The organism is Candidatus Kurthia intestinigallinarum (genome assembly GCF_003991225.1).
Taxonomy (GTDB): domain Bacteria; phylum Bacillota; class Bacilli; order Bacillales_A; family Planococcaceae; genus Kurthia; species Kurthia populi.
The window spans coordinates 620,013-646,229 of the sequence record NZ_JTFC01000031.1 but is presented as its reverse complement, the minus strand read 5'-3'; the positions used below and the strand labels follow the sequence as shown (position 1 = coordinate 646,229).

Sequence of the window (26,217 nt, the reverse complement as noted above, 5' to 3'; positions counted from 1 at the left end):
GTAGAGGTACTTGAGGAGGAAATTTATTATGACAAAAATTATTATTATTGACGATCACCAATTATTCCGTGAAGGCGTAAAACGTATTTTAGATTTTGAAGATACATTTGAAGTAGTAGCAGAAGGTGATGATGGTATCGATACATTACCTCTATATGAAGAATTCCAACCAGACGTTGTGTTAATGGACATTAACATGCCGCAAAAAAATGGTGTGGAAGCAACTTCAGAGTTAATCGAAAAATATCCTGATGCGAAAGTAATCATTCTTTCAATTCATGATGATGAATCATACGTATCTCACGCATTAAAATCTGGTGCACTAGGTTATATGCTAAAAGAAATGGATGCGGATGAAATCGTAGACGCAATTAAAATCGTTGCAGCTGGCGGCTCATACTTACATCCTAAAATCACAAAAAATCTTGTAGCTGAATATCGTCGCTTAAGCGAACGTGAAAATAAAGGCTCATTCCACCAAACGGAAATCCGTCGTCCATTCCACTTATTAACTAAACGTGAATGTGAAGTCCTGCAATTATTAACAGACGGCCAATCAAACCGTGCAATTGGTGAAACATTATACATCTCAGAAAAAACAGTTAAAAACCATGTTTCAAGCATTCTTCAAAAAATGAATGTAAATGACCGTACACAAGCTGTTGTAACAGCGATTAAAAACGGTTGGGTAGAAGTACGCTAATACCACTTCAAACAGTGGGTAATAGGCGTTAACCTACTTTGAAAAGGAATCGTGCTTCGCGCGATTCCTTTTTATATGCTAATCAGTACATAGTTAAAAAGATTTGAAAAGTTATAAATGTCATATGTTATTTGCCTTTTCATATATATTTTTATAAAATGAACAGTATATGTAGAGGAGTGAAATAATGGCAACTGCAATCGTAACAGACAGCACGGCCTATATTCCAAAGGACGAGCTTGAAAAATATAATATTCATATGGTGCCACTAAGCGTTGTTATTAACGGCGAAACCTATGAAGAAGAAGTAAATTTATCAGCAGACGAGTTTTATGAGAAAATTCGTGGCGGAAAAAAATTACCAACATCTACACAGCCACCAATCGGCAAATTTGTCGCTTTATTTGAAGAGCTTGCAAAAGACTATGATGAAATTGTTACAATTCATCTTTCAAGCGGTATTAGTGGCACATACCAGGGTGCACTTGCAGCCGCGGATATGGTCGATCATGTAAAAGTATATGGTTTCGATACAGAGGTCGCTTGTTATATGCAAGGTATGTATGCGATTCATGCAGCGCGTTTAGCGAAAACAGGTGCCTCAGCGAAAGAAATTTTAGAGCACTTAGAAGAAATGAAGAAAACCGAAAAAGAATTCATTTTAGTAGATGACTTATCTCATTTACAACGTGGTGGTCGTCTATCAGCAGCTTCAGCTTTAATTGGTAGCTTACTACAAGTGAAGCCAATTCTTCATTTCAGCGATAAAGTCATCGTACCATTTGAAAAAATTCGTACGAAGAAAAAAGCATTAAAACGTATTGAAGACCTGTTAGCTGAAGATGTAGCAAAATATGGTGCCATTGAAGCAACCGTTATTCATGCAAATTGCGAGCAAGAGCGTGATGAATGGCTAAATCATTTACGCGCTGAATTCCCAACAGTTGATTTTTATCCATCTTATTTTGGCGCAGTTGTTGGAACGCATCTTGGTGAAGGTGCGCTAGCGATGGGCTGGTTTGCCAAAAAATAGTCGAAAATTAATTTTTGATAAATTTTTTAGCGAAATTCGTAAAAAATGAGTGACAATATAAGCATAAACGGCTAAACTATTTATAATACTAAACAATATCTCAAAGGGGCGTTTCTAGTTTTAACTAGAGATGCTTTTTTTTTGCGCAAAAATCGCTAAAATGGACAAAAATGACAAATGAGGGATGTCCAATGAATGACGAGTTAGCGCGGCTACAGCAGTTTTTAAGCGGGCGTATTTGGCCAGCAGGAAAGCTACCATTTGATGAATCCGTAATCGCAAAAGCAAAAGAGCGACAATTAATTGACGATGTTCAAGCCATTGAGTTTTTAAAAGGAAAGCCGAGCTGCCGTCGCTGTCGTTGTGCATCTTTTGACACCTATATTCGCTATTATTGCGCAAAATGTGATAAAATCTGCGTCTACTGCCGGAATTGCATTCAAATGGGCAGGCTCGCGTCTTGTGATACACTTGTACGCTGGATTGGCGCTACAGCTACGACAGATGTAAAGCCAAAGCTACAGTGGCAGGGACAGTTTACAGCGGCGCAGGCACGTGTGTCACAGGAGCTTATCGATAGTGTGAGGGCAAAGCGCTCGCATCTAGTACATGCCGTATGCGGTGCCGGCAAAACCGAGATTTTATTTGCGGCGATTGAAATAGCACTTTCGATGAACTGGCGCGTCTGTGTCGCAACGCCGCGTACAGATGTTGTGCTCGAGCTTGCGCCGCGCTTTCAGCAAGTTTTCCCAGATGTTACTGTACAGGCGCTTTATGGCGGTGCCCCGTTAGCTACGAGCTATTCACCATTTATTGTGGCGACGACGCATCAGCTTTTTCGCTTTGAAGATGCCTTTGACATTATTTTTGTCGACGAGGCAGATGCCTTTCCGTATACATTTGACGTCGCGCTGCAGCAGGCGGTTGTGAAGGCAAGAAAACAGGACGGTGTCACGATGCTTGTGACAGCGACCCCATCTATAAATATGCAGGCGCAGTTTCAAAAGACTGGAGCCTATTCATTTATTCCAAGACGCTTTCACGGGGCTGACTTGCCAGTGCCTCGCTTTGCGTCCCTATGGTTTTATGACAAGCAGCTACAGATGAATCGTTTACCAAAAAAAATCGCACGCTGGATTAAGAACTGTGAAGACAAGGGCCAACCTTATTTGCTATTCTTCCCAACGATTGCGCTCATGAAACAGGCAGCGCATTTATTTTCAGTGCCGGCTGTCTATGCTGAAGATGCGGAGCGCAAGGAGAAGGTTCTGGCACTGCGAAATGGCGAGGTCGCCGGGCTCCTAACGACGACCATTTTAGAGCGCGGCATTACGATTCCACGTGTTCAGGTCGCAGTTATCGGTGCAGAGTCGGCGATTTTTACAGCGAGTGCCCTTATTCAAATTAGTGGGCGCGTTGGCCGAGCGCAGCATGAGCCGACGGGGGATATTGTATTTTTCCATCACGGGGTGACGCGCGAGATGGATGCGGCAAAACGTGAAATTTTACGCCTCAATGCGGAGGTGAACTAAATGCGCTGCTTACTATGTGATCGTGTGGTTGAAAAGATCGAGACGTGGACAGGGTTATTTAGTCGCCGGCAAAAGTGGACGACCTGCGCTAGCTGTATGGCGAAGTTTGAACGCGTAAGTGAGCAGGCTTACGAGGGCATTCGCACAATTTATGTCTATAATGAGGCGATGAGGGACTGGTTACATCGTCTCAAATTTTCACAGGACGCTATTATTGCGCATGTTTTTGCCGATGAAATAAAAAAGCTATGTAGTCACTATAAAAAGGCCGTGATAGTGCCAATTCCGATGCACCCTGCAAAAAAGCGGGCGCGTACATTTGCACATATGGATGTGCTATTAGAAGCGGCAGGTGTGCGCTATACGCATTTATTAGAAAAAACGACGACGGACACACAAAGTCAGAAGTCACGGGTAGAACGTGAAAATAGTGCTACTTTGTTCACAAGAAATGCTATACAATTAAGGAAAGACACGCATCTTGTTCTTGTTGATGATATTGTGACGACAGGAACGACGATACGCCATGCGCATGAAGTTTTAAAGCGAGATGGTTTTACGCATATAGAGGTGCTCGTGTTCATTTCAGCGAGAAAGTGAAAGGGGGCCTATGACAACATGGGCGAAATTAAGAGCTGTCCAACATGTGGACAACTATTTAACTACAACGGAATTCGTGAAGTATGTGCAAACTGCGCGGCGGAAGAGGAAAAGAAATACGAAGAAGTGTATCGCTTTTTACGTCGTCGTGAAAATCGTGCGGCAACGGTTGAGCGAATTGTGGAAGCAACGGGCTGCACAGAGGAATTATTATATGGATGGGTACGTCGCGGACGCTTGCAGACAGCGCTATTCCCGAACCTAGGCTATCCATGTGATAATTGTGGTCATTTAACGACGACAGGGAAATTATGCGATAATTGCACAAATAAATTGCAACGAGATTTGAATCAATTTGAGGCGAGTAAGGAATTCCGCGAGTCAATTGAAAAAAATGAGCGCGGTACGTACCTATCAGAAAAACGGACACGCTAGACCTAGCACTATTTTAATAGTTTTTGAATTTGTAACAGAAAATAGTACTACGTAATCATGCATTGTATAGTAACATCAACTCTTTTATCGGAAAATCACTTAACATACCCTCCCCACATCCGAAATAATGGGTAAAGATAGTGAAGAATGATAAAGGAGGTTCTAGTTATGAAAGTTCAAGGATACGGTGTTAATGCAGTGAATCCATATAAAAATCAACAAGTAAAAACGAATGAAGTGAAAAAATCGAGTCTATCTTTTCAGGATCAACTTGAGATTTCGTCGCAAGCGAAAGATTTACAAGGCGTAAAATCGTATGAAAGTGAGCGCGCGGACCGTTTATCAGAGTTGAAATCACAAATTCAAAACGGCACGTACAAAATTGATTCAGAGAAGCTTGCAAAAGATTTATTAAATCACTTCCGTAGATAGCGAGGAAATCAAATGTCTATCGAACAAATCAATACGATTATGGCAAAACTAAATGTCATGCATAAAAGTTTAGTGAAGCTCGCAGACCATAAAACCGAGCTGATTACGAACGGGGATATGGAAGGCATTAAGAAAATGATCAATGACGAGCAATCGCATATTTCTGCTATCTCTCAGCTAGAGGGACAACGCCAGCAAGCGGTGCTACGTTATTTTAATGGGCAACAACTAGCGCCCGGGACGCAGCCGACCATTGAACAGCTGATTGCACTTGTGCCGACGACACAGGAGAAGATGCAGTTACAACAAACACGTGACGAGCTATTGCAGACGGTTGAGCATTTACAAAAAACGAATGAATTGAATCAAAAATTATTATTCAATTCACTGCAGGTTATTAATATGACCGTCGATATGATGCGCCCACAGCAGGATAACTTTAACTACGGCGAATCACAAGGTCGCCGCAGTAATGCATCGACAATTGGCCGCTTTAATTCACAAGCATAGAAAATGTTGCCTCACCGAGAAGCGGAGAGGCCTTTTTTTATGCGCCAAAAATAATTTTACACTTGAAATCTCGCATCCGATGCCGATGAAAAATACAGAACATAAACGTAGCGAAACACTTTTTTAGGAGGATGAAACATGGCAATTTCAACATTTATGGGCCTTGAAACAAATAAACGTGGCCTAACCGCACAGCAAACAGCCCTTTACACAGTCGGGCATAATATTTCAAACGCCAATACCGTCGGCTACACACGCCAGCGCGTAAACCTAGAAGCAACACATGGCTTCCCAGGTGTAGGGATGAATGCACCAATGCTTGCAGGACACTTAGGAACAGGGGTGACAAGCCAGTCCATTACACGTGTGCGTAATGAGTTTGTTGATAAGCAGTACCGTCAGGAGACGAATAATTTAGGCTACTGGTCACAGCGTACAGATGCGATTAGTCAAATGGAAGACATTATGTCAGAACCATCAACATATGGGCTAAATGCGGCATTTGATGAGTTCTATACAGCGTTACAAACGTTGGCAAATACACCTAAAGATTCAGCGGCACGTCAGGTTGTTTATACGAAAGGCTCTCATTTAGCTTCTTCATTTAACTATATGAATAAGCAAATGACGCAAGTACAGCAAAATTTAAAGGCAGAAACAATTAATACTGTTGATAAGGTCAATTCGATTCTAGAACAAATTTCGGCACTAAATAATCAAATTAAGCAGGTCGAGCCTAATGGCTACATTCCAAATGATATTTATGATGCACGTGATTTATTATTAGATGAATTATCAAGCTATTTGCCAATTACAACAGAAAGCACATACTCTGGTGGTCTTGCAGGCTCTGATGCAGAAGGCGCATTGAATGTTTATTTTGTAGAGGCAGATGGTAGTAAGACAATGCTTGTTGGTTCAGATAAAACGGGCACGCAGCAAAATGGTAAAGATTTATATGGAAAATCTGTTGCATCTCGTGTCGAATTAATGACAGGACAAGCTGTTGATGCAAATGGTAACGGTGTTGGCGGTACAGCTGTTGGAAATGATGATACGTTTACACCATTTTCAGGTATTCAAGTTTCACGTACATCTTCTACTTCTGTAGCAGGAACGGTTGCGATAGATGCGACAACGGGAGCAGCTACATTAAGTAATGGGACAACGAATTTTATTGTGACAAAAGATGCCGCTACTGGAAAATATCAATTAGATCCATCAACACCAGGTACAATCAATCCAGCTACAGGTGTTATTACGGTGACGGACCCAACTACAGGTGCCACAACAACGGTAACACCTACAATTGACGGGTCAGAAAATATTACCGCTGTAAAGTTTGCGACAGGGCAAAGTACGTCAGACGGAATTACGTTCAACACGATGTCGATGGATAAAGGAAAACTAGCGTCTTACGCGACGTCATATGGCTATACGACGCAAACAAATAGTTCAGCGCCACTCGTAACGAAAGGATTTTTCTACGACAAATTAGCGGAGCTGGATAAATTAGCAGGCGAATTTGCGAAAGAATTTAATGCCATACACACAAGTGGCTATGCTTTAGAAAGTGCAACGCCAGCAAGTGCGTTCTTTGATACAACAGATGGTAGCCCAATAATTAATGCTGCTAATATCAAAGTAAGTGATTTGATGAAAGACTTTAATAATATTGCAGCTTCAGATGCTGCGCAAGAAGAAGGAAACGGCAATATTGCATTGAAACTTTCTAATCTAAAAACTACAACAATTGCTGGATTAGGAAATACTTCAGCAGGTGGTTTTTATTCGAAAATGGTTGCAGATGTTGGTACAGAAGGTGAAAAAGCAACTAAGATGGCTTACAATTCTGGGACACTACAATTAACTATCTCAAATAATCGTGATTCGATTAGTTCCGTCTCACTTGATGAAGAAATGACGAATATGATTATGTTCCAGCAAGCATATAATGCATCAGCACGTATGATGACGGCTATTGATGAAATTTTAGATAAGGTGATTAATGGTATGGGACGAGTAGGTTTATAAGGAGGAGAAAGTAAATGCGTGTAACACAATCAATGCTTTCAAGTACGATGCTTCGTAACTTGAGTAATAGCTATAATAAAATGGGACAATGGCAAGAGCAACTTTCAACAGGGTCTAAGCTGTTACGTCCATCAGATGATCCGGTAGGTGTGACGAGAGCAATGGGGTATCGTACGCAACTAGCGCAAAATGCACAGTATGATACAAATCTAGATACTGCTTCAAAATGGCTCGACACAACAGATACAGCCCTAGGTTCCTTAGGAAGTGCGATGACACGTGTACAAGAATTAATTACACAAGCAGCTAATGATACGAATCAAACCGTTGACCGAGAAAAAATGTTACTAGAAATTAAACAAATTCGCGAAGAAGTTTACGATATTGCTAACACAAAAATTGGAGACGAATATATTTTTAGTGGGACTCGTACAAGTGAACCATTATATACAAAAGATGCGGCTGGCAATTCTATTGTGAATCCAAAGGCAACGAATGCTGCACCAAATACAAGCGGGTTTGAAAGTTCATTTAATGTAGAAATTTATAATGATATTACACTTGATGTGAATACAACGGGTGCAATTAATATGTTTGGCAAATTAGATATTGTATTCGATAAAATTGAAGCGGCTCTAGCGGGAACAAATGGTGTAACAAGTGGTGCTGACATTGGTAGCATTCTAGGTGGCACAAATTCTCCAACAGATAAAGCATTTGAAACGATTCAAGGTTCCATTGATTTATTATTAAGTAAACGTGCTGAAGCAGGCGCTAAACAAAACCGCGTTGACATGATGTCAGACCGCTTGGCGATACAAAAAGAAGTACTGACGAAACAACAATCAAACGTTGAAGATGTAGAATACGAGGAAGCAATCACGAATATGATTACACAAGAATCTATTCACCGTGCAGCATTGTCTGTTGGTGGTCGTATTATTCAGCAAACATTAGTTGATTTCATTCGTTAATTTTAACGCTCGCGGTTGCGGGCGTTTTTTAAGAGGTGAGGAAATATGAAATTAGATCGTGTGGACATTCGAACGACGGATCAAAAGGTAGAAATTCATTCAACGCAGCCGCGACTGCGCATGCATACAACGAATGCACAGGTGAACATTGAGCAGCCAGCAGCTATTCTTGAAATGAGCTCAAAGGCGGCGAAGCTATTAATTGACCAATCACAGGCATGGCGTGATATGGGTTTACTGACACCAATGGAAGCAGGGGACCAGGCTGCACAAAAGGGACTGCAAGACGCTGCGGCGGGCACAGCAAGACGAGCACGTGAGGGAAATCAAATGATGCAAATTTCAGGCGGTCAAAATCAACTACAGGCCATTGCAGAAAATATTGCACAACCACCGCAGCCGAGCCTTGGTATCAAATGGATTCCATCCGTCAATTCAGTGAAAACAACGTATGTGCCAGGCCGTTTAGACATCAATATTACACCGCAAAAGCCACGCTTTGATGTTAGAATAGGGGATGTAAGTGGTCAATTTACACCAGGAAATGTAACGGGTACGACGGTGCAGCGTGCATCTGTTGAGACAACGGTAATTAAGGGAGATTAGGCGATGAATATTCAAACGAAATTTTTAGGTGCAGTAGATGTAAAGGAAGAAGCAATTATTACATTTCCAGAGGGCATTCCGGGCTTTCACGATGAAACGCAGTTTGCGCTCATTCCATTAAATGAAACATCACCATTTTTAGTGCTACAATCTGTGAAAACGGAAAAGGTCGGCTTTATGGTCGCAACACCGTATGCCTTTAAAGCAGATTATTCATTTGATTTACCACAGGACGATGTCGTACAGCTTGAAATCGAGCAGCCAGAGGACGTATTTGTCTATGCTATCCTGACGTTAAAGGATACACTGGTGGAATCAACGATTAATTTATTAGCACCCGTTGTAATAAATGAAAAAACAAAATTAGCGAAGCAGCTTGTTCTACCAACAGAGGATGAAAAATTACTACGCTATCCAATAAAGAAGGCAGCAGAAGGAAGTGTAAAGTAGATGTTAGTATTGACGCGTAAGCCTGGTGAAACGGTGATGCTCGGTGAAGACATTCAAGTGAAAATCGTATCAGTCGATGGTGATCAAGTCAAAATTGGCATCGAGGCACCACGCGCACTGAAAATTTATCGACGAGAAGTATATGAAGCTATCCAGCAGGAAAATGAAGCGGCACTTGAGGCGAGTGACTTAAGTGTTCTAGATGGCTGGGAATAAAGCTAAGAGGAAACGCCTTTCACAGATTTGTGGGAGGTGTTTTTTTGAGGGTAAAAAGAACTACTGCGAAAATCACTAAAAATGAATATAGAAAAAATCGAATAAATATCCTATTAAAAAGAAAATATTCTAAATTTACACATATAAAAGTTCTCCGATAAAAGTAACAATGACAGGAAGGGAGGAATACGAATGAATATACGTCATAACATTTCAGCATTAAATACGACGCGTCAGCTAGGAATGGCGAATAAAGGTGTGTTTAAAAATACCGAAAAATTATCAACTAGCCTGCGTATTAAGCGAGCAGGTGATGATGCGGCTGGACTATCAATCTCAGAGAAAATGCGGGCTCAAATTTCAGGCCTAGATAGAGCAAATAAAAATGCGCAAGACGGCATCTCGCTTATACAGACCGCTGAGTGGGCACTCGCAGAAGTTCATAGTATGTTAAATAGAAGGCGCGAACTAGCGGTACAGGCTGCGAATGATACAAATACAGCAGATGACCGTCAGCAATTGCAAAAAGAGCTAGAGCAATTATTTGAAGAAATTGATCGTATTGGGCGAGATACTGAATTTAATACGATGAAGCTATTTGATGGCACAACAACTAATTTACAAATTCATTTTGGTGCAAATGAAAGTCAGACGACTAGTATTGTATTAGAGGAAGTATCGACAACTAATTTGCAGTTAGCAACTGTTGATATTAAAACGCAAGCCAACTCAGAAGCAGCGATTACAGCACTGGATAATGCAACTGAAAAGATATCAGCGCAGCGCTCTAGGTTAGGCGCACAGCAAAACCGTCTAGGTCATACTGTAAATAATAATTCGATTACGAGTGATAATACGTCATCAGCTAATTCAATTATTCGAGATGCCAATATGGCATTCGAAATGATGGGACTTACAAAAAATCAAATTTTACGTGATACAATGCAGTCAGCTTTAAGTCAAGGAAATCAAAAGGGCAGTGAAGTTTTAAATCTTTTGAAATAAATTTAAAAAAAGGGTTAAACATTTTAAATCATTCACGATATATATAGTGTGAAGCAAGACACTTGCTAAGCAACTCCACAGGGACGTGGAAATTAAAACATTCAAGGAGGAATCTCACAATGAGAATTCAACACAATATCGCAGCTTTAAACACACACCGTAACTTAGGCATGAACAATGCAGCAGCTTCTAAAAACTTAGAAAAATTATCTTCAGGTTACCAAATTAACCGTGCAGGTGATGATGCTGCAGGTCTAGCAATTTCAGAAAAAATGCGCGGCCAAATTTCTGGTTTAGACATGGCTTCTAAAAATGCTAGTGACTCTATTTCATTAATCCAAACTGCAGAGGGTGCTCTTAACGAAACACACTCAATCCTACAACGTATGCGTGAATTAGCAGTACAATCTGCCAACGATACAAATACAGCAGATGACCGTTTAAAATTACAATCAGAAGTGGATCAGTTAGCAAAAGAAATCAACCGTATTTCAAACACAACTGAATTCAATACGAAAAAATTATTAAATGGTAACTTAGAAGGCGCTTCTCAAACTAAAGCAGCAGTAACATCAGTAGCTGAAGTGAAATCAGTAGCAGGCGTAACAGCAGTAGCATCAGCAACAGCAGTAGCATCAGTAGCAACAGTATATACAGGTGCTGCTAATTCAACAGTTAAAACACCAGGAGTAGCAGCAAGCCCGTCAGTAGCGGCAGTAGCAGGCGTAACATCAGTAGCGGGAGTACAAGGTGTTGTTGGAGTAGCCTCAACTGTTACAGATGGTAAATTAACATTCCATATTGGAGCTAACCAAGGTCAAACAATGAACCTAGAAGTTGGTAAAATGGATGCTAAAACGCTTGGCGTTGGTAATGCGAACGACGAATTTGCTAAAGGTATTGATATTAAAACACAAGCAAACTCAGAATCAGCAATTACAACTATTGATGCAGCAATTAACGCTGTATCAGCAACACGTTCTAACTTAGGTGCAGTACAAAACCGTTTAGAGCACACAATTAATAACTTAGGTGCTTCATCAGAAAACTTAACAGCAGCAGAATCTCGTATTCGTGATACTGATATGGCGAAAGAAATGATGGAATTCACTAAAAATAACATCTTAACTCAAGCTGCACAATCAATGCTTGCTCAAGCTAACCAACAGCCACAAGGTGTTCTTTCTTTATTACAATAATCAAAAATCAATTTATAAAAATGCAACCTCACTATGGGGTTGCATTTTTTATTTAAAATAGATAAATGTAAGTTATTTATTTTTAAACTCTACTACCGATAATAGTGATAGAGGTGAATAAAGATGTACGATATTTCATATGAATATGCTAAAAATCAACAAAAAATATTGAAAATTAATGATATATATATTGAAAGTAAGATAAATCCAAATAAAGAAGCAGAACGTATTATTGAAAAAGAATTATCAGATTATTATACACATATTGTTTTTGGATATGGTGTAGGTTATTTATCAGAAAAAATGCTTCAGAAAATTATAAACGAAGATGTTAATGGCGGACAATTATTAATTATTGATCCATTGCTAGATGAAATTCGAGACACTGTAACCGGGTGTAAACAGTACATTTATTCAATGAATGATATGAATGTTCTTGAGTCTGTCATTGATTTTTATTTACATCAAACACATAATCGCGTCAAAGTTATTTGTACGAAGAATTATGATACTTTATTTGCAAGTGAATATACGAAGTTTTTAAATATATTAAAAAAAAGAATGCAAAATTTTTCTAATAGCTTATATACGGTGACATCTACTAGTATACAATGGCAAAAAAATATTATTCATAATATCATGAACTTGCCTACAGATGGTACACTGTATGATTTAGAATTTGAAACGCATATTCCAGTAGTTGTTATATCAGGGGGACCTTCACTAGCAAAACAATTAATTTTATTGAAAAAGTATGAGAAATGCGTACTGACTATTGTTTCTGGCTCTACAATTAATTCTGTGTTGCAGGCTAATATTGTTCCAGATTTCGTAGTTTCTGTAGATGGTCGACTTAGTCATTATGAACAACACTACGAAAAATTAAAAAATATTAGTAGTAGTTTAATTTATTCGATGGAAACACATTTTAAAATTAGAAAATCGTTTAATAAAAAAGGGTTTGCCTTCTTTACTCATGAATCGCAAGCTTTAGAGGAGTATGCAAAAAAAAGCTTACGTTTATCGATGATGGGGTTAAATATGGGAACTTCCTGTGCTAATTTTGCCTTTACCATTGCTTCTTTAATGACAAAAGGACCGATTGCTTTTATTGGACAAGACTTAGCTTTTACAAATAATGCCACACATGCAAATACGAATAAGGATTTTCATGAATTAACAGAGGAAGAAATTGTAAAAAATCAGTATTTTTATGTTGAAGGATACAACGATGAAGAAGTATTAACTAGTTTAACAATGAACGCAATGAAGGAAAGCTTTGAGAAACAAATTCGAATGGTTGAAAATCCTGGGAGAGTATTTAACTGTACAGAAGGTGGCGCAAGAATTCAAGGTATGAAACAAACTAGCTTTTTGAATTTCTTGTCTAGTAATGTAGAAGAAAAATATGAGTTTCAAAAAGAACGTTTGTTAGCAAGTACTCAAGAAGGAAAATCTACTTATGTACCTTTTGAAAATTTATCTAAAGAGATCATAATTTATGAAGAAATTACATCTTTAATTGAAGGGAAGCTTGAAAATTTAAATAAAGACAATGAGTTATTACAAAACGAAAATTTGATTTTAGAGGATTTATTACAAAATAATGAAGAGCTTTCAATTTTTATTAAAACAATCAATGAGCTATTCTTACAAGTTCCTATTTGGAAGGTGAAACAAACTGTAGATTGGCAATTACATGAATCTTATCTGTCAAAAAAAGGAGATACAGATTTAGAAGTACAAATCCATATTTATCATAAAAATATTGCTATGCTGGAAGTTTATTTAAAAATCTCTAAAGAATTTAGTGAATATATTAAAGAGATTTTAGAAGAGGGGTCTGAGAAAAATGTCTAAAGAAATAGAATTAACATGGGAAGAACTAGAAAAAAATTTAATTAAATATAGTGTTCAAATACCAAATGGATGTGAAAAAATTGGTGAATATTTACGAAATAATAATATAGAAATAGCTGTTGATAATATAAATAACTTGTTAGAAGGATTAAACTGGATTATTCGAGTGAAAAATTTTAGTTTGGTTGAAAATATAGAGTTTCCTCTAGATATCGTTAAAATTCTTCAAATTTGGGCTGATTTTAATGGGAAGCTGGCTGAAAGAAACTATGATGATGCTGCAGATATATTAGAGTATGAGTTTGTTGAAGAATTTGCTGTGTTAAATAAAAATTAAGGATTGATAGTAATGAATATTATTTGTGTAATTCCTGCAAGATATAATTCAAGTAGATTTAAAGGAAAACCATTAGCAGATATAAATGGTAAGCCTATGATTTGGTGGGTATATCAAAATGCGATGAAAGTAATAGAGTTTTCTAAAGTGATTGTTGCGACAGACGATGATCGAATTATAGAAGTTTGTAATAAATTAAATATGCAAGTTGTTAAAACATTAGATACACATAAAACCCCATTAGATCGTATTCACGAAGTTTCTATTAATGAACAGGCAGATTATTATATGTGTATTAATGGAGATGAACCATTAATTCTTCCTAATACAATGAAAGAATTAATTCCAAATACAGTGAATAATTCAGAAATTTGTGTTGTTAATGCAATGACAACAATAAAAAATTCTCCTGAAGTGATTGATTTTACAAATTTAAAAATTGTAACTAATGAAAAAGGAAATTGTTTATACATTTCGCGAAGTCCGATACCTTATCCAAAGGGGAATTTAAACTTTGAATATAAAAAATATGTAGGTATTACAGTCTTAAATAAACGGGCGTTAGATTTTTATAATACGACTAAAAGAGGAGTTATAGAATCAATCGAGGATAATGATTTAATTCGCTATTTAGAAAATGGATATAATGTTTCAATGATTGATGTAGAATGTGATGTTTTATCAGTTGATACAGAGAAAGATTTAGAAATCGTAAGGACATTAATGAAGTAAATGAGGTAGATAAAAATGATTCAAATATTAGATTGCACTTTACGAGATGGCGGATATATTAATAATTGGTTCTTTGGAGAGAAAAATATAAAAAATATCATGATAAATTTAGAAAAGGCGAATGTTGATATTATTGAATGCGGATATATTAAAGATAAAGCTAAGTTAGATAAAAATAGCACTATTTATCCAGGATTTGTAAATATAAGATCTCAAAAAAAATCCGATACATTATATGTTGGCATGATTAACTATGGTGAATTTGATATTTCTAAAATTCCTTCATGTGATAGTAACACATTAGATGGTATAAGAGTCGTTTTTAAAAAAGAAGAATGGCAAAATGCAGTAATATATGCAGAAGCAGTGAAGAAAAAAGGCTATAAAGTGTTTATACAGCCGATGGCAACTATTAATTATACAGATATGGAACTTTTAGGGTTGATTCAAGAGGTGAATCGAATTACACCCGAGGCTTTATATATAGTAGATAGTTTTGGTGTTATGAATCGAAATGATTTACTTAGACTTTATTATTTATTAGAAAATAATTTATTTCCAAACATTAAAATAGGTTATCATGCACATAATAATTTGCAACTAGCGTTTTCTAATGCACAAAGTTTGGTTGAAGAAAGTAAAAAAAGAGATATTATTATAGATTCTTCTATACAAGGGATGGGAAGAGGTGCTGGAAATCTAAATACAGAACTATTTGTAAAGTTTTTAAACGAAACTTATGATACAGATTACAATATCTATCCACTCTTGAAAATAATAGATGAAACAACTTCTATTGAGTATAGTAAGAATTACTGGGGATATTCGTTGCCACACTATTTATCCGCACTTTATAATTGCCATCCAAATTATGCAACATACTTAAATGATAAAAATACTTTAACTATAAAAAATATGGAAGAAATTCTATCTTCTATTAGTTTAGAGCGTTCTCAAAAATTTGATAAATTATATATTGAAAATTTATATAATGATTTTCAAAAGAGCGTTATAGATGATGAGTGTATTTTAATTAATTTCAGAGAGATATTCAAAAGTAAAGAAATTTTAGTATTAGCTTCTGGAAAAACAATTGAAACAAATGAAGAAGAGATTAAAAAATATATTACTAAGGATACTGTTGTAATTAGTGTTAATTTTATACCTAAAAATATAAAAATTGATTGGCTATTTATTAGTAATGCAAAAAGAGCAGAAAAAATATTACTTAAAGAAAATATTCCATGTATTGTAACTTCTAATTTACAGATAACTTCCGATAATAAATATATAGTTGATTATAATAGTCTTTTAAATTTAGTAGATCATGTGTCAGACAATGCGATGCTAATGTTGTTAGAGTTTTTAAAAAATGTTGGTATACGTCATATATTGTTAGCAGGTTTCGATGGTTATGGTCATACACAAGATTATGTGGATTCTGAAGATAATTTGCCAATGTCTGAATTGAAAAAATCGAGAATCAATAGTGGAGTTATAAAGGTTTTAGATAAATATTTGGACTGTATGGATATTGACTGGATTACAGAATCTATATATAACAAACATTCAAGTAAATTAGCTTATACAGAAGGAAGGTAAGTAGTTATGAAGTTAGGAACAACTGAAATTGAATTTCAAAAAAATATTTCAAATCATTCTAATGGAATATCAATAAATAAAATTAATCAAAAATCAAATGATATTCATAAGTCTAAAGTGGATATTTCTGAAATGACTGATGAAAAGGGTAATCCAACTGAACAAGCTTATCAAACAGCTGTTAATAAGTTGAATGAATTTATGGAACATACACAGAGAAATTCTAAATTTATTTTTCACGGCGATTTAGAGCGTTATTATGTCGAAGTAGTAGATGCTCAAACACAAGAGGTTGTAAAAGAAATACCACCTAAAGCTTTATTAGATGCTTATTATGAAATGCAAAAACTAGCTGGGAAAATTTTTGATACACAAGCATAGTGAGGAGGAACAATAATGGCAACAGTAAATGGTACTGCAAGCTCTCAAGCAGCTTATTCTTACTTACAATATAAAAATAAAATCGGTGGTCTCGTATCAGGTATGGATATCGATTCGATTATGGAAAAATTAATGAAGGCTGAAAGCTCTCAAATGGAGAAACTTCAGCAACAAAAGCAAAAATATGAATGGAAACGCGATGCTTATCGTGAAGTCAATACATCGTTGACAACCTTCCAACAAGGTATTTTTGATAGCTATGGTAAACAAAGCAGCTGGAATACGAAAACAGTTGCTAATACAGGTAGTGATAAAGTAACAGCTACGGCTACATCTTCTGCGGCAGGAAAGTTAGAAATTACATCAGCAACACTAGCTACATCTGGAACTGTGCAAAATACATTAGCGAACACATATTCATCTACTCAAAAATTAGCTGATTTTGGTATTGCGTCAACAGCAGGGAAGTTTGCATTTTCTATTAATGGAGAAGATAAAGTTGTTGAATATTCTAAAGATGATACAGTCGATTCATTAGTATCTAAATTAAATTCAGCAGGTGCTAATGCACAAGTAGAAAAAGGTCAGCTAGTTATTAGAGCTGATATTAAAGTAAGCGATGCTTCCTATTCTAAAACATTTGCTAATAAGTTGGGTTTTTCTTTAGAATCTGATGGCAAATTAACTAAGGATTCAATTGGGCAAGCAGTTAGTTCACAAACTTTAGTTACTACTGAAATTTCATCATCTAATCTTAAGTCGACATCAAAGCTTTCTGAGCTAGGGTTAACAAATGGCACATTTAAATTAGTTGGGTTAAATGAAACAGGAACAGACTTTATCGAAAAAGAAATTACGTTTAAAGAAACTGATACGGTAGAGTCTTTACTGACTAAAATCAATTCATCTGGTGCAGGTGTTACAGCTGTTATGTCCGGCAACAAAATTTCTCTAACATCTAATACAGCAGGTGCCGGTATTGACGGGAAAGTCATGGGTGTTACAGAAGATAATCAGGGTGTATTTAAAAAGTTAGGCTTCTTCTCAAATGAAGGTTCTAATACAGGTGCATTTGCAACTACAGGTGCAAAAAATGGTTCATTAACTGTAAATGGTATGACAATTGAGCAATCATCTAATACGTATAATGTAGCAGGGTATAAATTAGAAATAACGAAAGCAATTGATGCAGGTTCAAGCATTAACATTACTTCTTCTTCAGATGTTGATAAAACAATTGATAAAGTTAAAGAATTTATTGATACTTATAATGGTTTAATTAAAGATTTAAATACAAAAACAAGTGAAAAAAGAAATGTGGATTATAGCCCGTTAACTGATGCACAAAAAGCTGAAATGACGGATGCAGAAATTACAAAATGGGAAGAAAAAGCAAAAGCGGGTTTATTAAAAGGAGATAGCAATATTAATAGTGCGCTTTCTTCAATGCGAACGGCATTATCGCAATATGGTGGGAAAACAGGTGATACGTTAGCAAGTCTAGGTATTACAACATCTAAAGCATATACAGATAATGGGAAATTAGAGGTTGATGAAGATAAACTACGTAAAGCTTTAGAAAAAGATCCCGATGCGGTAACGAGAATTTTTACGGGCGATACTTCAACTGGTGAAGAGGGTATTGTTTCTAAACTACGTACTGCTGCACAAAATGCAGTTAAAAATATAGAGGTTAGCGCAGGAAAAGCGACTTCTACATCAGAAAAATCATATTCTTTAGGCAGAACTATTTCAGATTTAACATCAAAAATTGATGATTGGAAAGATCGCCTAAAAGATATCGAGGAGCGTTACTGGAAGCAGTTCTCTGCAATGGAGACGGCGATTCAAAAAGCCAATAGTCAATCATCTATCTTTGCACAGTAATTAAGTATTTAAAAGGAGTTGTTTCGTTTGTCAGTACAAAATGCATATAATGCATACAAAAAAAATAGTGTTACAACCGCGTCCCCGGGTGAACTGACATTAATGCTTTACAATGGATGTATTAAATTCATCCACCAAGCAAAAAAAGCAATTGAAGTAAAAAATATTGAAGCGCGTAATAAATATATTCAAAAGGCGCAGGCCATTTTGAATGAATTAATGTCTACGTTAAATATGGACGTACCTGTTTCAAAAAATATGTTTGATTTATATGACTACATGTATCATCAATTAACGCAGGCTAATATTAATAGCGATAGTGCAATTCTTGATGAGGTAGAAAATTTAACAATCGAATTCCGAGACACGTGGAAGGAAGTCATCCAAATGAATCGTCAACGCCAATATACAGGGAATCAAGTGTAATGGATTTGATGAAGCAGCTTCTGCTATTATCTGAAAAACTCTACTCTTTTTTAGAGAAGGAGCCTGAGGATAAAGAGGATAAACGTGATGAGTATATTTCATACGTGAATAAATTACTTGATGCGCGTGGGCAAACGATTGATCAGCTTCAGGCATTGCCTGTCAATCCAATCATTGGCCACGAATACGAGGCGCAGCTACGAGCGCTTGATAAAGGAATTGTTGAGCGTCTGCAAAGCTTTAAACGAGATATTGCGAATGATATGAAACAGCTTCAAGCATCAAAAAAATCAGAGAAACAATATCATGATCCCTATAGTGCCTTTTACAATCGTGACGGCACTTATTACGATAAACGTAAATAAAGAAGAGACATTAGCGAATAGGCTAGTGTCTCTTTTTCATTCTCTCCCTTTAGTTCTTCCACTTTCTACCGATACAAAAGGTATAGAAAGTAACGAATACTTAGGGATTTAGGATGAAAGGAATGATTTTCGGGTGCATAAGAAAATTTTAACGACGAGTCTTGCGATGGCACTGACTGTACCGGGTTGGTTAACAGCGGCTTTTCCAGATGGTGGTCAGGTAGCAGAGGCGGCAACGAAGAAGCCAACGAAAAAGGCGAAGGCGGTTATTAATAAAATTAAAGCGATTAATTCAAAAAAGACGAATTATATTGCGAAAACGCGTGCGGCGAATAATGCGTATAAAAAGTTATCAACAACGGATAAAAAGCTTGTCAGCAATTACAGTACGCTGAAAAAGCATTTAGCGAAAATTGCGCCACTAGAGAAAAAGATTACGACGCTGAAAGCACAGGTCAATTCGATTACGACGAAAAACTATGTGACACAGGCAGCGAAGGCTCAGAAAACATATGATGGCCTTACTAAGATTACAAAGGCGGCGGTTCCTGCGGCGACGGTGAAGAAGCTTGAAAAGTATGCGGCACCCGTACAGGCGAAAGCATCGTATAAAAATGTTGTTAACTTATTATCGACAATTACAACGGATCCAGATGGCGAGTCGATTGTCGTAAAGATTAGCAAGGATGGCATGATTTTAGATGCGTTTGGCGATTTAGATAAAACGTATACGTCGAATAAAACATTGGCAGCAAAGCAATTACAGGCATTTTTAGCGGACTATAAAAAAATGGATGATTTCCAAAAAAGCTTATTTGATGCTGACGAAATTGCGAAAATCAACGAGTATTTAAAAGATGAAGACAAAATCAATCAATCAGTGGAACTGGCGAAATTATATGAGGCGTTAAATCCGACGAATAAAAACTTTGATAGTAAATCATTTGAATTAATGATGGCCTATCATGATTTTAGTGTGCTGTATCCGAAAGAAACAATCGGTAGTGAATTCACACAGCGCTATATCGATCCGTATTATGTCGAGGCAATGGATATCATTTACGAAAAGTATCGCGATACGCATGCGAAGCTCACGGCCTATAATCAAGCGCTTGAAGTATTAGAAGATACACCGAATGTCACAATTGCTACAATCAAAGCAGCAGAGGATGCGTATACCGCGTCTACGAAGCCGGATAATGGCATCCAACTATCAAAATATCTGAATAAGGATTTTGTGAAGCTGTATGAGGCTTATAAAGCTGTGCCGGAAGTATTACGTGCGCTAAACCGTGCGGAGGCATCTGATTCGATTGATTGGAGCACGGCGGCGAATGTAGCGGTAGCGGACCAAAAGAATATTCAGCTTGAGAAGCATCGTACAACCATCGTCGAGGCACAGAAGCTATACGATAAATTAGGTGATGATCAGAAGAAATTTGTCGATGCGTTAAATACAGGCAATATTGCGATGACGTATCCAGCGGGGACCGTACCGTATGAGTTTAGTAATGAGGCGAATGAGACGAAGATTTTAAAAAACCGCAGCTTCTTCCCAGAGGAGCAGCAAATTAAAGATGCTGAAAAGCTCGATAAAACGTATACGAAGGCTGTCGATAAAAATGATTTACAAGCCTTAATCGATTCTTCTGTGGCGTTTGGTAAGGCATTACCTGAAGTGAAGAAATATACGATTTTCGGCAAAGAGATGGCGTCTGTTCAAGAAACGTATAAGGACCAGATTGCGGATATTAATAAATTTAAAGAGCAAGTGGCGTTACTGAATCAGGGGAAAACTGCGACAATTACAGTGCCTGATGCGAATAAACCGAATGAATTAAAAATTGATAATAAAAAAAATATTATAACGGCGGCGGATGTTGATGCAGCGCTTGAAGCACTGCGAAGCGCATATAAGGCACTTGAGGCGAAAAAGGCCGCAAATCCTGGTAAGCCAGCAGCTATGGATATGCTGCCAAAAGAGCTTGTGAAGGATTATGAGCTGTATATGACGATGCCACAGCTGATTCGTGAGGGGCAAACGTTATCGGATGAATTAGTGAAGAAGCCATATCAACCAGGTACAGCAGAGTTGAAGGTAGAAGAGAAGGATTTCAAATACAATACAGGTGATGAGGAGCGTATTGTGGCGTTTGGTAAGGCATACAATGCGTTAACTGAGCCACAGCGTCTACTTGTCGATAAAGCAGTTATCATGGATCAAGCGAATCGAAATGATAATGAAAAGACGCCAATCGCCCGTATATGGGGAACGGAATATACGCTTGTAGCGAATGCGATTAAAATTGATGCGGCGATTTTGAAATTGGATACGGGAAGTAAGTCGTTCGCTGCAGATGTGAAAAAAGTGTACAACCAATACAAATCTGCCTCACCAAAAGTGAAGAAGTATGTTATTAACCAGGAGCGCTTGCATTGGTTTAATGGGCTTGTGTCCAAAACATCGGGCAATTATCCACAGGCAATCGCGAATAAATTTACAGAGTTAGTAGGTAAGTTAAATACGAAGAGTGCGGTTGATACAGCGACAAATGGGGCGACACCGGTCATTACGGCGGTGGATTATTATCATACGATGATTGAGCATGATACGAGCACCCAAAGTATTATCGAAAAATCGGTCATGAAGAAGTACGAATCCTATGTAGAGGCGTATGAGGTTGTAAATTTACTAGCGGCAACTGATATTGAGCATCCGACAACACAGGATATTAAAAATATTCAGGACGCCATTAAAATTTACGATAAGATGTCGGTTGGACCGAAAAATGCAGTGATGAATTCATTCAAACCAGTAGGAGGCGCTGAAACACCACAGGCGAAAGTGCTTGGGAAAGTGGATGAAATCAAAACAGCTACAGAAATCGATAAGGCTTATCAAAAATTAAAGCCATCTTCGGCTACCTACCAAGTAGATATGATTAAACTGTATACGACGTTTATCAATGCTTCGCCAACCGTGCGTAAATATGTGGCGGCGGCAGAAGATTTAAAAGCGATTGAAACGACGTATAAAAAAGAATACGAGGCAGCACTCGCATTTATTGCAGAAATCGATAAAATCACGGGCGCAAGCAATATTGGCGAAGTGAATGATTTAAAAGATTATTATGAGAAAAATGTTCAAAAATCAGAGATCATTCAAGCGTTTGTGCCAAAGGGAAAAATGACAGAGTACAATAAATTAATGGTGCTAATTCAAATCCAGGATGTCGCGCGCTATCAGCATTTCTATAAATACTGGTGTAGCACAGACGATATTTTATCGTATGACTACTTATATGTGGATTTATCCCATGCGGATTTATTGAAGGTGTTAAAAGCATACAACACACTCGATACGGAGCAAAAAGGGATTATTGCATCAAGTAAGCATCGTACAGATAGTGAAACAACAACGTCTTGCTATTTGCCAGACAAGCAACAGGAGCGCGAGGTTATGCGTGATACATCCTTCTTAGCGAGTGCAGCATTTTTAGATGAAGCATCAAAAATTGATAAGATGTATGAGGCATTAAAGCCGAGCAGCAAGGATTATTTAGAAAAAGTAATGGAATTGATTAAGGCGTATGATGAAGCGGAGCCGGCAACGAAAGCATTCGTGAAGCATGCAGATGACATCGAAGCCTTAAAGGAGAAATATAAAACGGAGATTCAAGATTTAGCGAACTTTGAAAAAGCCGTTAAAGACTTATCCGTTGATAGCAAAATTATGAACACAGGCGGCGCAACAGAAACGGTACAAAGCGTCTATAATCGCTATAATCGTTTATCGGATTACGTTCAAAGTGTGGTCGCAGATGACATTATGAAGAAATATGAGCAGTTTGTATTGTTACTTGATTTTTCTGTGCCAACACTGCGTGATGCCAATGATGTCGCAGTGATTGAACGTACGGTAACGACTTCTGCGGTGACGAAGAAAAAGGTTACGTATACGTTGAAGGCAGAACGATTAAATCAACAAACTGTGCCACAGGATAAAGTGTTTGCTTTAGGTGTGGCAAATGATGTTTTAACGGTTGTGGCGCCTGCTAAGCCGACTGGTGCGATTATCGGTACACCGTACACATTAGCTGAAATGGAAGATTTGAAAAATGCAGTGACCGCGTACGGCAAGCTTGGGAATGTTCAAAAAACGATGGTGAAAAATTTAGAAACAACAGCAACAACAGCAACAACTGATTTTGAAAAATCATTAATAATCTTACCGTTTTATGTGAATCAAAAGAAATATATCGATGAAGCACAGAAGATGGAAGATTTATATGCGAAGTTTGTGACGCAATATACGGACATTCCTTACGGCGATGATCCGTCAGACCCACGCCCACCGCTTGTAGATAAAGAGGCAAAAAAATATGCAGAGGCATTAAAGGCATTAGTATTCGCCTATGATGGCTTATCGAACAATGCGCGCTGGTATTTACGCAGTGCAGATAAGATGATGGAGCAAAAACGTTATTTTGAGAAGCTGTATAGTGGGACAAAGCTAAGTGGCGACGTATTAACGCCAGCCACTGCTGCCAATGTACAAGAATTTGAAAAGGCAGTAGCGGCGCTAAGTTCGAAATCAACATTAGCTGTTGGCAATCCAATTGGTGTCAATTTAGACGATATTAAAGATGATATTTCAAAAGTAGTGGCGATGTATAATAAATTATCAGATTATCAAAAAGCATGGTTAGATAGTAAAGTACTGGCACGTTATAATGAATTCTTGCCACTGATAGCGATTCGAGAAAATCTTTATAAATTACCACCCTTTGATAGCACGAAAGAATTAACAGCGCTAAAGGATGAGCAGGCAGCGATTTTATCTGAAACGTTGAAGCTGCATAAAGCGTTAAAAGGCGATGCTAAGACAATTTTTGATAATACGAACCTACCGAATAAAGAATATTTATCTGATGAGTACAATATTGCACAAGCTGAGGCAGTAGATAAGGTGATTGATTCAGTCAAAGAAGGTAGCTCATTTTTCAAACAATTTGTAAAAGCACAAAAAGCGTATGATGCTTTAACGAAGCAACAGCAAGAATATGTGAAAAATCGCAAAATGCTTACGAAGTATTATAAAAAAGTAGATAAGGTGCAGTATAAGTATGATTTCAAAGGTGAGGCACCAAGATCCTTTAAAAATAAATCGAATTCGCCTAATAAACTGAGCACGTATAATCCATACGAAATGATTATCATGCTAGAAGAATTGGTGCTATATTTAGATGAAAATCAAGCGAGTAATAAAAAAGACTATTTAAAAGACGCCATCGACATGGCGAACATCCGTAACGGCCTAAATAAAATGGTTAAAATTAATGGTGTTTCGTTAAAACCATTAAACGCAGCGGATACGAAGGCGCAAACACGCTACCATTATTACTACAAGGTATTTGATATGAAAAACCAATTGAAAAACTTCAAAGAGGTTTTCCCTAAATAAAGAAAAGGCAGTTCCATTTTTTGTGGAACTGTTTTTTTAATATATTTTATTAGTTATAAATGACAAAAAACGAACAGAAAGTTTTATGTTATTTAATTCATATGTTATAAAGGGTATAATAAAGGGTATGAAAAAGGGACTATAAATTTAATGAATTGATGAGTGAAGGGGGGGCGTAGCGTTGCAGACAAAGGCTTTCTGCAATGCGTCTACTATGGAATATAAACGTAAGGAATCATTTCGACATAAATTGGTTTATCCAATTCAATTGGTGTGCCTTGTGAAGCACCCAGACCGTGATGCGGCATTAGAGGCGCACGGGGAAATTATTGATATTAGTCCGCGTGGCTTGCGCATTGGCTTTGAGCGCGCTTTACCGAAGGATGTGGATGAATGCAAGCTAATCCTGCGTTTCGTCATTCATGAGCGCACGTTTGATGTGTCAGGCGAGACGGTATGGGATCGTCCTAATAGTTTCGGGGCGTATACATATGGCGTACGTCTAACTATTGATGATCGTATGCAAGAAAGCATTATTGAAGATTTGAAACTGCGTCGTAAGCAGGAAGTCGCAAACGATAAATAGAAGAAAAAGACTAATGCCGATTGTGAAAAATCGCGTATTTTGACACGAAAAGCGTTCTTTTTTCTATATTTAAAAAATATTTTGAAAAATATTTTAAATATTTTAACGTTTAAGAAGGACTTTGCAGGGGAACTGTAGAATATAGCATTATAACAACCGTAAATAGTACGGGGGCTACGTCTACCCAACATTGATTTGTATGATAAAGTCACAGGTAGACATCCATCAATTATTCTACATGATGGAGTTCAAAAAGGAGGAGTTTACATGCTAACATTTAACATTCGTGGTGAAAACATTGAGGTAACTCCAGCAATTCGCGAGTACGTTGAGAGTAAAATTTCTAAATTAGAACGCTACTTTAACAACGATATGGACGCAACAGCTAACGTTAACTTAAAAATCTACAACGACAAACGTACAAAAGTCGAAGTGACGATTCCTATGAAGCGCTTAACATTACGTGCTGAGGAACGTAACGATGATTTATATGCCGGTGTCGATGCAATCGTAGATAAGTTAGAGCGTCAAATTCGCAAACACAAAACGAAAGTCAATCGTAAGTTCCGTGATCGCGAGGGTGTTGGTCTATACTTCGCCACTGCACCAGCAACAGAAACAGGAGCACCTGCTGTAGAAGAGGCTGAGGACGAATTACAAATTGTCCGCACGAAACAATTCTCATTAAAACCAATGGATGATGAGGAAGCAATCCTTCAAATGAACCTACTAGGTCATGACTTCTACATCTTCACAGATGCAGAGACAGACGAAACAAATATCGTCTACCGTCGTAAAGATGGAAAATACGGTCTAATCGAAACTAACTAACTTTAACCTTTCAAAAT

25 protein-coding genes are annotated in these 26,217 nt (G+C 37.4%); all 25 read left to right on the top strand.

What is annotated here, in order from left to right:
• Positions 1-28 precede the first annotated feature (28 nt).
• Positions 29-703 carry a response regulator gene (locus QI30_RS11755; RefSeq protein WP_020189178.1) on the top strand — a complete coding sequence of 225 codons (675 nt, stop codon included), beginning with the start codon at positions 29-31 and terminating at the stop codon, positions 701-703.
• A 187-nt stretch (positions 704-890) separates the two neighbouring features.
• On the top strand, positions 891-1,736 hold the full coding sequence (locus QI30_RS11750) for a DegV family protein (RefSeq protein ID WP_126990895.1): 846 nt from the start codon (positions 891-893) through the stop codon (positions 1,734-1,736).
• Between the two features lie 191 nt (positions 1,737-1,927).
• Entirely contained in the window at positions 1,928-3,268 is a 1,341-nt protein-coding gene (locus QI30_RS11745) for a DEAD/DEAH box helicase (protein WP_126990894.1), read from the top strand.
• A complete protein-coding gene (locus QI30_RS11740; protein ID WP_199754671.1) occupies positions 3,269-3,868 on the top strand; it encodes a ComF family protein in 600 nt (199 codons plus the stop codon).
• 18 nt (positions 3,869-3,886) lie between these two features.
• On the top strand, positions 3,887-4,303 hold the full coding sequence (locus QI30_RS11735; RefSeq protein ID WP_020189182.1) for a TIGR03826 family flagellar region protein: 417 nt from the start codon (positions 3,887-3,889) through the stop codon (positions 4,301-4,303).
• Between the two features lie 168 nt (positions 4,304-4,471).
• The gene (gene flgM, locus QI30_RS11730; protein ID WP_126990893.1) at positions 4,472-4,735 is read left to right on the top strand and encodes a flagellar biosynthesis anti-sigma factor FlgM; all 264 of its coding nucleotides are present in this window, start codon (positions 4,472-4,474) and stop codon (positions 4,733-4,735) included.
• Between the two features lie 12 nt (positions 4,736-4,747).
• Positions 4,748-5,245: a flagellar protein FlgN gene (locus QI30_RS11725; protein WP_126990892.1), complete on the top strand. Its 498-nt coding sequence runs from the start codon at positions 4,748-4,750 to the stop codon at positions 5,243-5,245.
• A gap of 138 nt (positions 5,246-5,383) precedes the next feature.
• Positions 5,384-7,279 (top strand): flagellar hook-associated protein FlgK, encoded by a 1,896-nt coding sequence (gene flgK, locus QI30_RS11720; protein WP_126990891.1) that lies wholly within the window; start codon positions 5,384-5,386, stop codon positions 7,277-7,279.
• 14 nt (positions 7,280-7,293) lie between these two features.
• Complete coding sequence (flgL, locus tag QI30_RS11715) at positions 7,294-8,253, top strand: flagellar hook-associated protein FlgL (protein ID WP_126990890.1); 960 nt, start codon at positions 7,294-7,296, stop codon at positions 8,251-8,253.
• Positions 8,254-8,298: 45 nt separating this feature from the next.
• Positions 8,299-8,859, top strand: coding sequence for a DUF6470 family protein (locus tag QI30_RS11710; RefSeq protein ID WP_126990889.1), 561 nt, complete (start codon positions 8,299-8,301; stop codon positions 8,857-8,859).
• Between the two features lie 3 nt (positions 8,860-8,862).
• Positions 8,863-9,309, top strand: a complete 447-nt coding sequence (fliW, locus tag QI30_RS11705) for a flagellar assembly protein FliW (RefSeq protein WP_126990888.1) — start codon at positions 8,863-8,865, stop codon at positions 9,307-9,309.
• Positions 9,310-9,525 carry a carbon storage regulator CsrA gene (gene csrA, locus QI30_RS11700; protein ID WP_126990887.1) on the top strand — a complete coding sequence of 72 codons (216 nt, stop codon included), beginning with the start codon at positions 9,310-9,312 and terminating at the stop codon, positions 9,523-9,525.
• Positions 9,526-9,717: 192 nt separating this feature from the next.
• A complete protein-coding gene (locus tag QI30_RS11695; protein ID WP_126990886.1) occupies positions 9,718-10,530 on the top strand; it encodes a flagellin in 813 nt (270 codons plus the stop codon).
• A 119-nt stretch (positions 10,531-10,649) separates the two neighbouring features.
• Positions 10,650-11,729 carry a flagellin Hag gene (gene hag / locus QI30_RS11690; RefSeq protein ID WP_126990885.1) on the top strand — a complete coding sequence of 360 codons (1,080 nt, stop codon included), beginning with the start codon at positions 10,650-10,652 and terminating at the stop codon, positions 11,727-11,729.
• 123 nt (positions 11,730-11,852) lie between these two features.
• Positions 11,853-13,589, top strand: coding sequence for a motility associated factor glycosyltransferase family protein (locus QI30_RS11685; RefSeq protein ID WP_126990884.1), 1,737 nt, complete (start codon positions 11,853-11,855; stop codon positions 13,587-13,589).
• Positions 13,582-13,926 (top strand): hypothetical protein, encoded by a 345-nt coding sequence (locus tag QI30_RS11680; RefSeq protein WP_126990883.1) that lies wholly within the window; start codon positions 13,582-13,584, stop codon positions 13,924-13,926. The genes QI30_RS11685 and QI30_RS11680 overlap by 8 nt, the downstream gene beginning before the upstream one ends.
• A gap of 12 nt (positions 13,927-13,938) precedes the next feature.
• Positions 13,939-14,658 carry a 3-deoxy-manno-octulosonate cytidylyltransferase gene (locus QI30_RS11675; RefSeq protein WP_126990882.1) on the top strand — a complete coding sequence of 240 codons (720 nt, stop codon included), beginning with the start codon at positions 13,939-13,941 and terminating at the stop codon, positions 14,656-14,658.
• Positions 14,659-14,673: 15 nt separating this feature from the next.
• On the top strand, positions 14,674-16,260 hold the full coding sequence (locus QI30_RS11670) for an aldolase catalytic domain-containing protein (RefSeq protein ID WP_126990881.1): 1,587 nt from the start codon (positions 14,674-14,676) through the stop codon (positions 16,258-16,260).
• A 6-nt stretch (positions 16,261-16,266) separates the two neighbouring features.
• A complete protein-coding gene (locus QI30_RS11665) occupies positions 16,267-16,641 on the top strand; it encodes a flagellar protein FlaG (RefSeq protein WP_126990880.1) in 375 nt (124 codons plus the stop codon).
• A gap of 15 nt (positions 16,642-16,656) precedes the next feature.
• Complete coding sequence (fliD, locus tag QI30_RS11660; RefSeq protein WP_126990879.1) at positions 16,657-18,528, top strand: flagellar filament capping protein FliD; 1,872 nt, start codon at positions 16,657-16,659, stop codon at positions 18,526-18,528.
• A gap of 27 nt (positions 18,529-18,555) precedes the next feature.
• The gene (fliS, locus tag QI30_RS11655) at positions 18,556-18,954 is read left to right on the top strand and encodes a flagellar export chaperone FliS (RefSeq protein ID WP_126990878.1); all 399 of its coding nucleotides are present in this window, start codon (positions 18,556-18,558) and stop codon (positions 18,952-18,954) included.
• Complete coding sequence (locus tag QI30_RS11650) at positions 18,954-19,319, top strand: flagellar protein FliT (protein WP_126990877.1); 366 nt, start codon at positions 18,954-18,956, stop codon at positions 19,317-19,319. Before fliS ends, QI30_RS11650 begins: the two co-directional genes overlap by 1 nt.
• A gap of 133 nt (positions 19,320-19,452) precedes the next feature.
• A complete protein-coding gene (locus tag QI30_RS11645) occupies positions 19,453-24,783 on the top strand; it encodes a hypothetical protein (RefSeq protein ID WP_126990876.1) in 5,331 nt (1,776 codons plus the stop codon).
• Between the two features lie 181 nt (positions 24,784-24,964).
• Positions 24,965-25,369 carry a PilZ domain-containing protein gene (locus QI30_RS11640; protein WP_126990875.1) on the top strand — a complete coding sequence of 135 codons (405 nt, stop codon included), beginning with the start codon at positions 24,965-24,967 and terminating at the stop codon, positions 25,367-25,369.
• A 267-nt stretch (positions 25,370-25,636) separates the two neighbouring features.
• Positions 25,637-26,200: a ribosome hibernation-promoting factor, HPF/YfiA family gene (gene hpf, locus QI30_RS11635; RefSeq protein ID WP_020189212.1), complete on the top strand. Its 564-nt coding sequence runs from the start codon at positions 25,637-25,639 to the stop codon at positions 26,198-26,200.
• Positions 26,201-26,217 lie beyond the last annotated feature (17 nt).